General features: G+C 42.8%; 13 protein-coding genes. 2 read left to right on the top strand and 11 right to left on the bottom strand.

The window, feature by feature from the left end; genetic code table 11:
* Window positions 1–117: 117 nt before the first annotated feature.
* The 3 genes from dxs to xseB all read right to left on the bottom strand — a co-directional run bounded on the left by dxs (window position 118) and on the right by xseB (window position 3,345).
* A complete protein-coding gene (gene dxs, locus MNY66_RS13010) occupies window positions 118–1,983 on the bottom strand; it encodes a 1-deoxy-D-xylulose-5-phosphate synthase (RefSeq protein WP_241501042.1) in 1,866 nt (621 codons plus the stop codon).
* A gap of 165 nt (window positions 1,984–2,148) precedes the next feature.
* Entirely contained in the window at window positions 2,149–3,066 is a 918-nt protein-coding gene (ispA, locus tag MNY66_RS13005) for a (2E,6E)-farnesyl diphosphate synthase (protein WP_241501041.1), read from the bottom strand.
* A gap of 3 nt (window positions 3,067–3,069) precedes the next feature.
* Window positions 3,070–3,345 (bottom strand): exodeoxyribonuclease VII small subunit, encoded by a 276-nt coding sequence (gene xseB / locus MNY66_RS13000; protein WP_047256444.1) that lies wholly within the window; start codon window positions 3,343–3,345, stop codon window positions 3,070–3,072.
* A gap of 326 nt (window positions 3,346–3,671) precedes the next feature.
* On the opposite strand from xseB, the gene thiI reads away from it, so the two are divergent.
* Window positions 3,672–5,123: a tRNA uracil 4-sulfurtransferase ThiI gene (gene thiI, locus MNY66_RS12995; protein ID WP_047256443.1), complete on the top strand. Its 1,452-nt coding sequence runs from the start codon at window positions 3,672–3,674 to the stop codon at window positions 5,121–5,123.
* Window positions 5,124–5,368: 245 nt separating this feature from the next.
* Here thiI and yajL read toward each other — a convergent pair whose 3' ends face one another.
* Together yajL and panE are read right to left on the bottom strand one after the other, a co-directional pair.
* Complete coding sequence (yajL, locus tag MNY66_RS12990) at window positions 5,369–5,980, bottom strand: protein deglycase YajL (RefSeq protein ID WP_047256442.1); 612 nt, start codon at window positions 5,978–5,980, stop codon at window positions 5,369–5,371.
* The gene (panE, locus tag MNY66_RS12985) at window positions 5,949–6,854 is read right to left on the bottom strand and encodes a 2-dehydropantoate 2-reductase (RefSeq protein WP_047256441.1); all 906 of its coding nucleotides are present in this window, start codon (window positions 6,852–6,854) and stop codon (window positions 5,949–5,951) included. The genes yajL and panE overlap by 32 nt, the downstream gene beginning before the upstream one ends.
* 239 nt (window positions 6,855–7,093) lie before the next feature.
* On the opposite strand from panE, the gene MNY66_RS12980 reads away from it, so the two are divergent.
* Entirely contained in the window at window positions 7,094–7,585 is a 492-nt protein-coding gene (locus tag MNY66_RS12980) for a YajQ family cyclic di-GMP-binding protein (protein ID WP_047256440.1), read from the top strand.
* A gap of 147 nt (window positions 7,586–7,732) precedes the next feature.
* Here the strand turns inward: MNY66_RS12980 and MNY66_RS12975 are convergent, their stop codons facing one another.
* The 6 genes from MNY66_RS12975 to cyoA form a co-directional block, all read right to left on the bottom strand.
* Window positions 7,733–9,097, bottom strand: coding sequence for an MFS transporter (locus tag MNY66_RS12975; protein WP_047256439.1), 1,365 nt, complete (start codon window positions 9,095–9,097; stop codon window positions 7,733–7,735).
* 209 nt (window positions 9,098–9,306) lie between these two features.
* Entirely contained in the window at window positions 9,307–10,194 is an 888-nt protein-coding gene (cyoE, locus tag MNY66_RS12970) for a heme o synthase (RefSeq protein ID WP_047256438.1), read from the bottom strand.
* Window positions 10,195–10,206: 12 nt separating this feature from the next.
* Window positions 10,207–10,539: a cytochrome o ubiquinol oxidase subunit IV gene (locus MNY66_RS12965; RefSeq protein WP_047256437.1), complete on the bottom strand. Its 333-nt coding sequence runs from the start codon at window positions 10,537–10,539 to the stop codon at window positions 10,207–10,209.
* Window positions 10,539–11,153 (bottom strand): cytochrome o ubiquinol oxidase subunit III, encoded by a 615-nt coding sequence (locus MNY66_RS12960; protein WP_047256436.1) that lies wholly within the window; start codon window positions 11,151–11,153, stop codon window positions 10,539–10,541. The genes MNY66_RS12965 and MNY66_RS12960 overlap by 1 nt, the downstream gene beginning before the upstream one ends.
* Window positions 11,143–13,134, bottom strand: a complete 1,992-nt coding sequence (cyoB, locus tag MNY66_RS12955) for a cytochrome o ubiquinol oxidase subunit I (protein WP_047256435.1) — start codon at window positions 13,132–13,134, stop codon at window positions 11,143–11,145. Before cyoB ends, MNY66_RS12960 begins: the two co-directional genes overlap by 11 nt.
* Before the next feature lie 4 nt (window positions 13,135–13,138).
* Window positions 13,139–14,086, bottom strand: a complete 948-nt coding sequence (cyoA, locus tag MNY66_RS12950; RefSeq protein WP_047256434.1) for a cytochrome o ubiquinol oxidase subunit II — start codon at window positions 14,084–14,086, stop codon at window positions 13,139–13,141.
* Between the last annotated feature and the right edge of the window lie 111 nt (window positions 14,087–14,197).

Raw genomic sequence — 14,197 nt, 5'->3', positions numbered from 1 at the left:
GGTTAACCGTAATAGATATAATCAATATTAGTTATTTAAGCTGAATAAATTAGAGAAAGATTTAATTAAACAGCACGGTATTAATCAATCGCCGTGCTGTTTTGAAATTTAATAAACTTATTTAGCCAGATAGTGTTTAATTGAGTTCTCTATACCCGCGCTATCTAAGCCTAAATCCGCTTGTATTTCTGTTTGGTTACCTTGTGGAATGAAAAAGTCCGGTAATCCAAGGTTCAGCAGCGGAATAAGAATTTTTTCGCGCATTAATAGTTCATTTACGCCACTGCCTGCGCCGCCCATAATGGCATTTTCTTCCAGAGTCACCAGAATTTCATGTGATGCTGCGAGTTCGAGGATCATCGCTTCATCGAGAGGCTTGATAAAGCGCATGTCTACTACGGTAGCATTCAGTGACTCAGCAGCTATTAAGGCTTCTGATAATAACGTGCCGAAGTTCAAAATAGCAATTTTTTCACCTTGGCGACGAGCAATAGCTTTACCTATCGGTAATGGCGATAAAGGCGTTAATTGTGCGCCTGTTCCTGCACCTCGAGGATAACGTACGGCGACAGGCCCTTGATCATATTGATAGCCCGTATGTAGCATTTGGCGGCATTCGTTTTCATCGCTTGGTGCCATAATGATTAGATCAGGAATACAGCGTAAGAACGAAAGGTCAAATGCGCCTTGATGTGTTTGACCGTCAGCACCGACTATCCCCGCGCGGTCGATAGCAAATAACACCGGTAATTTTTGGATAGCTACATCGTGGATCACTTGATCGTAAGCACGTTGTAAAAATGTGGAATAAATTGCGACAATAGGTTTGTAGCCACCTACGGCTAATCCCGCGGCAAATGTGACGGCATGTTGCTCTGCAATCGCGACATCAAAATATTGGTCTGGATATTCTTTGGAGAATCGAACCATGCCAGAGCCTTCGCGCATGGCGGGAGTCACAGCCATTAATTTTGCATCGGTTGCTGCTTCTTCACATAGCCAGTCGCCAAATATTTTAGAGAATGTTGGGCGAGTATCCTTACTTTTTGGCAGCGTAAAGGTCGATGGATCAAATTTAGGCACCGCATGCCAACTAATGGGGTCTTTCTCTGCGGGCTCATAACCACGACCTTTTTTGGTCATAATGTGGAGAAATTGCGGGCCTTTTAGGTCACGCATATTACGTAGCGTTTGAACTAATGCTAATACGTCATGGCCATCGACCGGGCCAATATAATTGAAGCCTAATTCTTCGAACATGGTGCCCGGCACAACCATGCCTTTGATATGCTCTTCGGTTTTTTTCAGTAGTTCTTTAATTGGCGGCAGATTAGAGAAGACCTTTTTTCCGCCTTCTCTAAGCGTGGTATATAATTTTCCTGATAATAAATGAGCTAAGTGATTATTTAACGCACCGACATTTTCAGAGATCGACATCTCATTATCATTCAGGACGACCAGCATATCCGGCGCGATATCACCAGCGTGATTCATGGCTTCAAAAGCCATACCCGCAGTTATTGCACCGTCGCCAATTACACATACGGTTTTACGTCCGTGATCTTCCCGCTGCGCAGCCACCGCCATCCCTAAGCCAGCACTGATAGACGTTGAAGAATGGCCTACGCTCAGCACATCATATTCACTTTCTGCCCGCCATGGGAAAGGGTGTAACCCATTCTTTTGTCGAATAGTATCGATTCGATCACGGCGTCCAGTCAGAATTTTATGTGGGTACGCCTGATGACCCACATCCCAGATAAGATTATCAAAGGGCGTTTTATAAACGTAGTGCAGAGCCACAGTCAGTTCGATTGTGCCAAGCCCGGAAGCAAAATGTCCACTAGAACGGCTGACGCTGTTAAGCAAAAATTGCCTTAACTCATCACATAGTTTAGGCAGGCTTTCTTTTGGCAGCATGCGCAACTCTTCTGGAGTTGCTGCCAGCGCTAAGGTTGGGTACTTGGCAATATCAATACTCATTATGATGCCCACTACATTTTTTATTGTTAATTCGGAAAATCGCTGCCTCAGAAAGAGGCTGCGTTTAAGTTTACTTAGCCATGTCGCTTGTTAATCAAAAGCGTAAACTGATTGCGTTAACTGAAACTGATCGTGTCTCTTCGAATAATCGATCGACTGTTCAGATTAGTTTTTACGCTCAATAACGAAATTGGCTAGGGCTTTTAATGTTTCGATATTATAACCTTGTTGGGCTATAGTTTCTAAAGCATTAAGCGCATCAGCGTATAGCTCGAGGGCTTTTTGCTGTGCTTGCTTTAATCCTAATAGTGAGGGATAGGTACTTTTATCTAGCTGGAGGTCAGAGCCCTGACGCTTGCCTGTCACCTCGGTCTCACCGATAACATCAAGAATGTCATCTTGTACTTGAAATGCTAAGCCAATGGCTTCGGCATATTTATCCAGAGCCGGCATGACTTTCCGGCCTTTATCGCCAGCGGCATAGGCCCCAAGCCGGATAGCTGCTTTAATTAATGCGCCCGTTTTATGCTGATGAATTCGCTCTAAAGACGGTAAATCAATATTTTTACCTTCAGCTTCGAGATCAAGCGCTTGCCCACCACACATTCCGGTTAAACCACTGGCAATCGCAAGTTCAGCTATCATGGCAATGCGGTCTTTATCTGCCACATCGGGCATCGATGATGTCGATAAAATTTGAAAAGCTAAGGTCTGCAAAGCATCTCCGGCCAAAATAGCATTGGCTTCGCCAAATTTTATATGGCACGTCGGTTGGCCTCTGCGTAAATCGTCATTATCCATCGCCGGAAGATCATCATGAATTAATGAATAGGCGTGAATAGATTCTACCGCGGCGGCTGGAGCATCTAAATTATTTTCGCTGACACCTAACATACCGCCAACGGCATAAGTCAAGAAAGGGCGTAGGCGTTTGCCACCCAGTAATGCCCCGTGCTGCATCGTATTGGCTAAGGCGGAGCCGGCAAAAGGCTGTGATTTCAGTACGGATAACAAAAAGTTATCCACACGAATTTGAGCCTGTTGCTGTAATTGGATAAATGATAAATGCGTTTGTTCAGGCATAATTTATTCGGTATCAGGAGAAAAATCTGTAAGTGATTGAGCGTGAGCAGGCGTTTCCTGATCGTTTTCATCATCACGCAGCAGGATTTGGACACGCTGCTCGGCTTGCTGCAAAACTTTTTGCCCTTGTTTGGCAATCTGAATTCCACGTTCAAATTCATTTAATGCGTCTTCGAGAGGAAGTTCACCAGATTCTAATTTTGCGACGATTTGTTCCAGTTCTTGCAGTGAGTTTTCGAAGCTGACAGAAGGAACGCGCTGAGATTTTTCTTTAGCCATAATATTTGCTTTTTATAAAAGTCGGGTCAGTCTATATGAATTGGAGACTATCCTAGTATAACAAAGGATACAATTTATTCTTCGTGTTTTTAGGCGCATTCCACAAGATGATGTTATAATCCGCCACCTTATTGACACTCGGAAAGTTAACGCTTCTTTCTATCATTCATTGCGTTAATTTATCTCCCCAAACTTTTAGATGCAGAGCGGCAGCGAACCGAATTAGATACGTTACGCTGCGGCATGGTTTAGCATAAACCAGTCTGTGCTTTAAGGGAAACGGGGGATATAACCGCCTAAATTATAAATTAACTGTACAGCCAATTATGAAGTTTATCATTAAGTTATTCCCAGAAATTACTATTAAAAGCCAGTCAGTAAGACTGCGTTTTATTAAAATACTAACCAGCAATATTCGTAATGTGCTTAAATCCTTCGGCGATGATATCGCGGTTGTTCGTCATTGGGATAACATTGCGGTACGGGTTAAAAGTGAGATTCGTCACGATGAAATTTGTGACGCATTAACGCGTATTCCCGGTATTCATCATATTTTAGAAGTTGAAGAACATCCATTTACTAGTCTGCATCATATCTATGAAATGACTCATCAGGCTTATGCGCCGGCGCTGGAAAATAAAACCTTTTGTGTTCGTGTAAAACGTAAAGGGAAACATGAGTTTAGTTCAATTGATGCCGAACGTTATATCGGCGGTGGATTAAACCAAAATATAGCATCAGCCAAAGTTAAATTAACTAAACCTGAGGTTACTGTTCATCTTGAAATTGAAGATGAAAAATTAATTTTAGTTAAAGCACGCTATGAAGGTATCGGTGGTTTCCCAATTGGTACTCAAGAAGATGTTTTATCATTAATTTCAGGCGGATTTGACTCTGGTGTATCCAGCTATATGCTGATGCGTCGCGGTTGTCGTGTGCATTACTGTTTCTTTAATTTAGGCGGTGCAGCCCATGAAATCGGCGTAAAACAAGTGGCTCATTATTTATGGAACCGTTTTGGTAGCTCCCATAAAGTGCGTTTTGTTGCTATCGACTTTGAACCGGTTGTTGCTGAAATTCTTGAAAAAGTAGATGACGGACAAATGGGCGTTGTGCTCAAACGCATGATGGTACGTGCCGCCTCTAAAGTTGCAGAGCGTTATGGCGTTCAGGCGCTGGTCACTGGTGAAGCATTAGGCCAAGTTTCTAGCCAAACATTGACCAATCTGCGCTTGATCGATAATGCGACCGATACCTTAATTTTAAGGCCTTTAATCTCGCACGATAAAGAAACTATTATTAATCTGGCCAGACAGATCGGTACGGAAGATTTTGCTCGTACCATGCCAGAATTCTGCGGTGTTATTTCAAAAAGCCCGACCGTAAAAGCTATCAAAGAAAAAATTGAAGCAGAAGAAGCTCATTTCAATTTTGAGGTATTAGAGAACGCGGTATCTCAAGCGCAAAATCTGGATATCCGTCAAATTGCGACCGAAAGTAAACAGCAAGTGACGGAAGTTGAAACGGTGAGTGAAATAGCTGCTCAGGATGAAATCGTCGTTGATATTCGTTCTAATGATGAAGCTGAAGCCAAACCACTGCATATCGACAATGTGGAAGTGATCCATATCCCATTCTACAAATTAAGTACGCAATTTGCAGAGTTAGGAAAAGATAAAACCTACATGTTGTACTGTGACCGAGGCGTAATGAGTCGTCTACAAGCGCTGTATTTGCATGAGCAGGGATACACCAACGTTAAAGTGTATCGTCCTTAATTCTGCTAGGCTTCACAGGGTGATTTTTCTGGCGGATATTATTTAGCTATTTTCATCATTTACTAAGAGCAGCTCAGCGGCTTGTAAGTTAATTGATGAATACGCTAGCTGATTCATCAACAGATTGTTCGATAAACAGACTGATTTATAAGCTCGGCAATATAAAAAGTTGGAGAAAATTGAGGAGATCCATTCTCAATATCTCCGACTTTTTTATCGAATATAGCCTTATGGTAAGCTAATTATTAATTTTCAAATAACCACTGATTATCGACATAGTTATTGATCCCCGGCGGTAATATTAATTCAGCGGCGATTTCAGCGGCTTTTGATTTATCAATTAATAACTCAATTAATTTCAACGCAAAATCAATCGCAGTAGCCGGCCCTTGGCTGGTTAATAAATTGACCCGTTCGTCAAAATAGACTCGTTTATCGACCCATTTATTGCTCGCAATTTTATCTTTTAAGCTCGGATAGCCGGTCATATTGCCAATCGGAAATAATTGATGGTATTCCAATACAACCGCTGGAGAAGCACAAATAGCCGCAATAATATGACCTTCATGATGCATACGGCGAATTTTTTCTATCACTAACGGGCTGTCACGGAAGGTTTCTGCACCGGATAATCCACCGGGCAACACTAGCGCATCAAAAGGCTCATCGGCAATTTTAACGAGCGGATAATCGGCGATAAGCTTGACGCCACGCGAGCAAGTAATCTGGGTTGAGCCATCATTAGTCACACTGGCCGTCGTAACGTTTATACCGGCTCTTACCAATATGTCGATAGTTGTTACCGCTTCCATTTCTTCACTGCCGTTAGCCAGACAGACCAGTACCGAAACTGTCATAGTGTTGTTCCCTATATTTAATAAGATGATAAATGCGATCATTCTCGGGGGTATTAATACCGTAAAGTCGCGCTCGTTTGAGGAGATAACCCGTAATATAATCGATTTCTGTACGGCGTTGATTTCTGACATCCTGTAACATCGATGAAAAATTTTGATGGGTATCGGTGAGCACGCGATTAATATGATGAGATAAAGATTGTTCTTCGGTATAGAGCCCTTCTGCGACCATAACTTGATAGATTTCATGGGTTAAAAGCTGAATTTGATCGCTATAATTGAGAAGCTCACCATTATGACAATCATACAGTACCGTTAATGGATTTATCACGCAGTTAACCGCCAGTTTTTGCCAGCAAGTAGTGATAATTTGGTTATGCCATGCGACATCTGGTAGGGCTTGATGCAGAATATCGGCAATATAGCTGTAATTTTGGGCAGGTTGATTGACGGCGCCAATATGTGTAATCCCTTGAGCAACATGAAAAACTTGGTGGTTATCTTGCCAAGCCGCATGAGTGGTTGTTCCTGCCAACAGCGGATGCTGATTAAATTGCAGCTCATCGAGGGTACCCATACCATTGTGCAGCAATAAAATAGGACAATCAGTTGCGATAAGATCACTGAGCGGGTTTAACGCGGCTGAGACCTGCCAGGCTTTTAGACAAACAATAATTAACTGACTGGCTTTCAAGTGCGCCAAATCATTGCTCGCAATAACCTGGTTAAATGTATCGCCATTCACATTATTGATATATAAAGACAATTCCTCTTTTGGAAGTCGTAGCCAGCCTTGCACCTCATGTTGCTGTTGATGCAGAGCCGCAAGCCACAGTTTACCGATAGAACCACAACCAATTAGCGTAATTTTCAATTGTTCTCCCTGCTATCTACGATTTGTTGTTTCCTATTTTTGCTATATGAGGAGATTATAGCGTCTATATTGAGGAGATAAACCAAAGCTATTTTTTATCTCTCTCTTATTTCACGGTGATCTCACGGGTTGGTATATAAAAGCATAAATCGAGTTTATTATCCTCGGGGTCGGCTCTTTTCCTTGTAATAGAAAGAGGCTATCATTCCATCCTATTGATTATCAGGAGGTCATAGAGCATGCCATCATTTGATATTGTTTCTGAAGTTGAATTGCATGAAGTTCGTAATGCGGTCGAAAACGCTCAAAGAGAACTGACCAGTCGCTGGGATTTCCGTAACGTGACCGCCAGTATTGAACTGAATGAAAAAAATGAATCGATTAAGTTGACCAGTGAATCTGATTTTCAGGTTAACCAACTGGTTGATATTCTACGCGAAAAAATGTCTAAACGCGGTATTGATGGTGCCGTATTAACGGTACCCAGTGAGATGCTGCACAGCGGTAAAATGTACAGCGTAGAAGCGACATTGCAGCAGGGGATCGATACTGCACAAGCTAAGAAAATCGTTAAGTTGATTAAAGATAGCAAGTTAAAAGTACAGGCGCAAATTCAAGGTGAGCAAGTACGAGTGACTGGAAAATCGCGCGATGATTTACAGGCAGTGATGAATTTGGTTCGTCAGAGCGATTTGGGGCAGCCGTTTCAGTTTAATAACTTCCGCGATTAAGATTACTTGCCGGTCTTTATTTCGTTTTTCTATTAAATGCTTTTTATTGAGTAAGTTAATGACAGCCCAATCGAGCTTCGGGCTGTCATTACGTTGATTGAATTTAACTATTGCGCTCATTATTCAAATAGCTATTTATTCAACCAACTATTCGGCGTTAACAATAGATTCTAACTGCTCGCGAGACGTGAGTTTTTTATCGACTTTGACATACACGCTCATTTCATCGACGACAATAACGACTTCGCTGACGCCCGGTTGCTGTGAAAGTTTAGCCTGTAGCGCTGGAATAGCTTTAAATCGATGGGGCATTACCAGACGAATACTGCTGGTATAAGGGGGCTGCTTCATTGTTAAGCTGACAATGAACCACAGCGAAGCAACAATTAATCCACCGATAAATACGCCAGATGCGCCTTGATGTTGATATAGCCAGCCACCAAAAATCCCCCCGATAGCTACGCCTAAAAACTGACAGGTGGAATATATTCCCATCGCAGTGCCTTTATAACCGGCGGGTGCTTCTTTGCTGATCAGTGAAGGTAGAATGGCTTCCATAACATTAAAGGCGATAAAGAATAGTTGAATCCCGAGGAAAATAATCCATAAATTATCGCCAGAAAGCCACAGAATAATCTCGGCAATAAACAATAGCGCGATACAGAACAAGAAAACTTGTTTCATTCGACGCTGTTTTTCAGCATAAATAATAAAAGGCAGAACGGCTACAAAGGCGACTAACATCGTGATTAGATAGGCTTTCCAATGCTGCTCTGCGGCAAATCCGGCATGGGTCATTATTAATGGCAGGGCGACAAAGCTAGACATCAGTAATGTATGCAGACAAAGAATACCAAAATTAAGTTTGAGCAATTGCGGGTGAGTTAAAACAGCACGTAAATGGCCTTTAACAAAGCCTGATTCGCGGTTTAAGCTATGATGTTGGCTATTTGGTACCGCAAATAGAGTGATGAGGATCCCGCCAATCGCTAGCAGGGTGATCCCCCAAAATAATCCTTGGATACCTATAGCATGGGTTAGAATTGGGCCTAAAACTAAGGCGATAGCGAAGGTTAGACCAAAACTAATCCCGATAAATGCCATCGCTTTAGTTCGATTCTGTTCGCGAGTCAAATCTGAGAGTAAGGCCATTACGGCGGCTGAAATAGCCCCGGCACCTTGTAATGCTCGGCCGATAATAATTCCCCAAATAGAGTCACTTAACGCAGCTAATATACTGCCGGCAATAAAAATGAGCAGTCCAAAAACAATTATCGGCTTACGACCGAATCGATCGGATAAAAAGCCAAAAGGAATTTGAAAAATAGCCTGACTTAACCCATAGATACCAATAGCCAGTCCGAGCAGAAATTCAGTTGCTCCTTTGAGTTCTAAGCCATAGCTGGTGAGGATGGGCAAAACCATAAACATTCCCAGCATTCGCAAGGAAAAAACCGATCCTAAACCCCACGTGGCTCTGAGTTCCCGCGGTGTCATTTTATTATCGTTCATGGTGTTACCTCAAAAAATATAAACACGTAATTCTAGGGACATTCCTAGAAATAAACATGCGATTTGGCTGGTGGTTAAGGTTGATGCTGTCAATGTGCGGGTTATTCAATGAATGTTATTTGATAACCGCTATTTGATAAAGACAATAATGGCAGGATTTACCTGCCATTATCAACTATCTTTTATTTTGCTAGCGATTATTCAGCAGATTACCGGACATAAGTCAGTACCGTATCAGCAGAAACTGTTGGGTCAACAGACATCATTACGCTCAGAGAGGTTATCGTAATAATGGAAAAGATAAACAGTTTGCGTGCCCAGACACGATCATCATTAGTGGTTTTAAATCCTGAAATAGCCATACCTAGCCACCATAGGCTAACCGCAGCTGCAACAACTAAATATTTGTAACCCGCGTAACCGCTGAGCGCCAACATTACTGTTGCAATCATAAAGGCCAGAATATAGAGGATAATATGCGTTTTAGCGACTGAAATTCCTTTGATGACCGGCAAAACGGGAATATTAGCTGCTTGATAGTCTTTAAAACGGAAAATTGCAATGGCGTATGAATGCGGCATTTGCCATAAGCTGAAAATTAATAACAAGATCAATGCGCCAGCATCAAATTCATTAGTGACAGCGCAATAACCAATAACCGGAGGCGCAGCACCTGACAAACTACCGATTAAAGTACCATAGACGGATTTACGCTTCATATATAAGCTGTAAACCCCGACATAGACAATAAAACCGGCAACCGCGATAAGCATTGCCAAGGCATTGGCTGCTACAAGTAGCAGCACCATGCCAGCAATACCGAGAGCAGCGGCATAAATCAGGCTAACTTTCGGGTCAATCAGCCCTTTAACTAAAGGGCGATTTTTGGTTCTTTCCATGATCCTGTCGATATCACGGTCGATATAGTTGTTAAATACACAACCAGATGCCACAACCAGTGATACACCCAGCAAAGTCGCAATGAACAGGGGATAGTCAATCACGCCTTTCGACGCGAGCAGAAAACCGCCGATCACAGAAATTAAATTTCCGAAAATAATTCCTGGTTTGGTCACTTGCAGGTATTGCTTAAACATATTGGCGACTCTTTAGTCGAGCATCATATTGATGTTCAGGTTGTACATAATCCACAGAGAGCCAATAACAACGATACCGATGATTAGCAAAGTGAACAGGAATGCAATCAGGTTCCAGCGTTCATCTGATGATGTATTCATATGGAGGAAACACACCAGATGTACTAGGATCTGAACCACTGCCATACCAACCACAACCGCTAAAATCGTGGATTGAGATGCAGTGCCTTCCATTACCATCCAGAATGGGATGACTGTCAAGATAACTGACAGTATAAAGCCAATCACGTATGTTTTGGCACTACCGTGGCTCGCTCCTGTATGAGCATCTTTAACATGACTCATTATATTGCCCCCAGCAGATAAACAACGGTAAATACACAGATCCAAACCACATCTAAGAAGTGCCAGAACAGGCTCAAGCAGTTAAGACGTGTTTGATTTACTTGGGTTAAACCACGGCATGAAACTTGGATCATCATGATGATAATCCACACCAGACCTGCGGTAACGTGCAGGCCGTGAGTAGCAACCAAAGCAAAGAACGCAGATAAAAAGCCGCTACGATCTGGACCATAATCTTCTGAAATCAATTCATGGAATTCGTAAACTTCCATGATAACGAAGCCAAGACCTAGTAGGAAAGTCACGAATAACCAGAGGTTAACGGTAGCAACTTTTCCTTTATGCATCGCCAGCATTGCAAAACCATAAGTAATGCTACTGAACAACAATAAGAAAGTTTCGCCTAGGACAAACTTCAGGCTGAAGATGTCTTTACCGCTCGGACCGCCTGCCGTACCGCCGGATAACACAACATAGGTTGCGAACAGGCTGGCAAACAGAATTAAGTCGCTCATCAGGTAGATCCAGAAACCGAAGACTTTGGTAGCTCCTGCATCGTGGTGCCCATGCTCTGCATGGGCCTCATTCTGATTGGTCATTGTATTAGTTGACATTTTTTACACCTGCCTTGTCTAAATCTTCAAAATGCTTAGTCTCGATTTTTTCGATTTCAGCCACAGGTACATAGAAATCAACGTCTGTGTCAAAGCTTTTCACAATCCAGGTGACAATCATACCTGCGAAACCAATAATCGCTAGCCACCAGATATGCCATATCATGGCAAAACCGAACACCAGACTGAATCCGGCAATAATCACGCCAGCACCTGTATTTTTCGGCATATGGATCTCTTCATATCCCGCAGGGCGCTGATGTGCAGTACCTTTTTCTTTCATATCCCACCACGCATCACGGGTTTGAACATTGGGTTCAATCGCGAAATTATAGAATGGAGGTGGTGAAGATGTTGACCATTCCAGCGTACGTCCTCCCCACGGGTCACCGGTTAAATCACGGTTTTCGTGGCGATCACGGATACTGACAACGATTTGGATAACTTGGCACAGAATACCGATAGCTATTAGGAGTGCACCAAAAGATGCGACTAGCAGCATGGTATGGTACTGAGGGTCGATGTTCTGGCTAATACGGCGTGTCATTCCCATAAAGCCAAGAACGTACAGTGGCATAAAGGCAAAGAAGAAGCCGATGATCCAGAACCAGAATGCACGAACGCCCCATTTCTCATTTAGCATAAAGCCAAATGCTTTCGGGAACCAATAAGTCATACCCGCGAAACAACCGAAGACTACACCGCCGATAATTACGTTATGGAAGTGCGCAATCAGGAATAAGCTGTTATGCAGGACAAAGTTAGCCCCTGGAACCGCTAATAGAACGCCGGTCATCCCACCGATAGAGAAGGTGATGATAAAACCAATTGTCCACAGCATTGGGGATTTAAATTCGATACGGCCTTGATACATGGTAAATAGCCAGTTGAAGATTTTAACCCCGGTTGGGATTGAAATAATCATGGTGGCAATACCGAAGAAGGCGTTGACGTTAGCGCCTGATCCCATGGTGAAGAAGTGGTGTAACCAAACGATGAACGACAGTACAGTAATGGCGATAGTTGCCCATACCAGCGAGGTATAGCCAAACAGGCGTTTTTTGGAGAAGGTTGCAGTAACCTCAGAGAACACACCAAATACTGGCAAGACTAGAATATAAACTTCAGGATGACCCCAAGCCCAAATCAGGTTGATGTACATCATCATGTTGCCGCCCATATCATTGGTAAAGAAATGGGTACCGAGATAACGGTCAAGGGTCAACAGAGTAATAGTCACTGTTAGGATAGGGAATGCGGCGATAATTAGGATGTTGGTACAGAATGCCGCCCAAGTAAAGACTGGCATTTTCATCATCGACATACCAGGAGCACGCATACGGATAATGGTAGCGAAGAAGTTAACCCCAGTCAGTAAAGTACCGATACCTGAGATTTGCAGACTCCATATCCAATAATCGACCCCGACACCCGGATTATATTCTTTGCCGGATAATGGTGGATACGCTAACCAACCGGTTTGTGCGAATTCGCCAACACCTAAAGAGATATTAATCAGAACGACACCGACAACGAAGAACCAGAAGCTCAACGAGTTCAGGAATGGGAACGCAACATCACGCGCACCAATCTGAAGGGGAACGACTAAGTTCATCAAACCGACCACAAACGGTGTCGCCATGAAGAAAATCATGATAACGCCGTGCGCGGTAAAGATTTGGTCGTAATGGTGAGGTGGCAAGAATCCTGCTTCACCGGCAGAGGCCAGTGCTTGCTGACTACGCATCATGATTGCATCCGCAAATCCACGGAACAACATGACCATCGCCACGATGATATACATAATACCAATTTTTTTATGGTCAACGGTGGTTAACCATTCGCCCCATAACCATTTCCATTTACGGAAATAAGTAATCGCGCCGACTACACCTAAACCACCAATAATAATAGCTAATAGGGTGATTACGATAATTGGCTCGTGGAGCGGGACTGCATCAAGTGTTAATTTTCCCAACATGCCCTTATTCCTCAACGCCTGCATGAGCTGAATGGCTCATATTCATAGAGTGATCCGCAGACTGTTCTTTGTGATCCATAGACGTCATACCCGCGTGATGCTCATGACCGAATTTCATCACGATATCTGCATACAGATTAGGTTTTACGCTTGAGAAGTAGGTAACTGGAACTTTTTGGCTAGGTTTAGCTAACTCATCAAATGCTTGCATAGTATCAAGCGTTTTTGGTGAAGCTTTTACCTTCTGAACCCACTCATCAAAGCCTTCCTGCGTCGGTGTTGCAATCGCATTAAACTTCATGTCAGAGAATCCAGCACCACTGTAGCTTGAAGAGATACCTTTATAGGTACCAGGTTCGTTAGCAATCAGGTGCAATTTAGTTTGCATACCTGCCATGGCGTAAATTTGTCCACCCAGAGCAGGAATGAAGAAAGAGTTCATTACAGAATCTGAAGTGATTTTGAAGTTAACAGGAACACCCGTCGGGAAAGCAATTTCATTGACGGTGGCAATGCCTTGTTCAGGATAGATAAATACCCATTTCCAGTCGGTAGAAATAACTTCGATAGTTATTGGTTTTTGGTCGCTCACTAATGGCTGATAAGGATCCAGCTCATGGGTTGTTTTCCAAGTGATGGTCCCAAGGATAATAATAATAATGATAGGAATGGTCCAAACTACCAATTCAATCTTATTTGAATGACCCCAGTTAGGACTGTAAGTAGCTGATTTGTTAGATTGACGATACTTCACAGCAAATGCAATTGCCATGATAATTACCGGGATCACAACTATCAGCATGAGGCCAATCGCAGTAAGGATTAGCTTTTTCTGTTCGACACCAACGGCGCCTTTAGGATCCATCAACACCATATCGCAGCCGCCTAATAACAAGGAAGCTACTAACAGTGAGATTGCCCCAATACTTTTTTTGTAGTTCATAAGTCTCATCCACGACCCCAAATGACAAAAATTCTATTGTCGTTTCATCAGTGTGGGCATTTTACGGTAAGGTTATAGTAGTGTAAACAATTGTAAGGTAAAGAAATCGAAATGTTGGCT

Origin of the sequence: Moellerella wisconsensis (assembly GCF_022592395.1) — a bacterium.
GTDB classification, from domain to species: Bacteria; Pseudomonadota; Gammaproteobacteria; order Enterobacterales; family Enterobacteriaceae; genus Moellerella; species Moellerella wisconsensis.
This window is presented reverse-complemented; position numbering and strand designations above follow the sequence as displayed.

Bases quoted from the DNA above. Each gene is read 5' to 3' on its own strand.
- MNY66_RS12975 (WP_047256439.1), bottom strand. From the start codon at position 9,097: ATGAACGATAATAAAATGACACCGCGGGAACTCAGAGCCACGTGGGGT.
- MNY66_RS12980 (WP_047256440.1), top strand. From the start codon at position 7,094: ATGCCATCATTTGATATTGTTTCTGAAGTTGAATTGCATGAAGTTCGT.
- dxs (WP_241501042.1), bottom strand. From the start codon at position 1,983: ATGAGTATTGATATTGCCAAGTACCCAACCTTAGCGCTGGCAGCAACT.
- cyoB (WP_047256435.1), bottom strand. From the start codon at position 13,134: ATGTTGGGAAAATTAACACTTGATGCAGTCCCGCTCCACGAGCCAATT.
- yajL (WP_047256442.1), bottom strand. From the start codon at position 5,980: ATGACAGTTTCGGTACTGGTCTGTCTGGCTAACGGCAGTGAAGAAATG.
- xseB (WP_047256444.1), bottom strand. From the start codon at position 3,345: ATGGCTAAAGAAAAATCTCAGCGCGTTCCTTCTGTCAGCTTCGAAAAC.
- MNY66_RS12960 (WP_047256436.1), bottom strand. From the start codon at position 11,153: ATGTCAACTAATACAATGACCAATCAGAATGAGGCCCATGCAGAGCAT.
- cyoA (WP_047256434.1), bottom strand. From the start codon at position 14,086: ATGAGACTTATGAACTACAAAAAAAGTATTGGGGCAATCTCACTGTTA.
- ispA (WP_241501041.1), bottom strand. From the start codon at position 3,066: ATGCCTGAACAAACGCATTTATCATTTATCCAATTACAGCAACAGGCT.
- thiI (WP_047256443.1), top strand. From the start codon at position 3,672: ATGAAGTTTATCATTAAGTTATTCCCAGAAATTACTATTAAAAGCCAG.
- MNY66_RS12965 (WP_047256437.1), bottom strand. From the start codon at position 10,539: ATGAGTCATGTTAAAGATGCTCATACAGGAGCGAGCCACGGTAGTGCC.
- cyoE (WP_047256438.1), bottom strand. From the start codon at position 10,194: ATGTTTAAGCAATACCTGCAAGTGACCAAACCAGGAATTATTTTCGGA.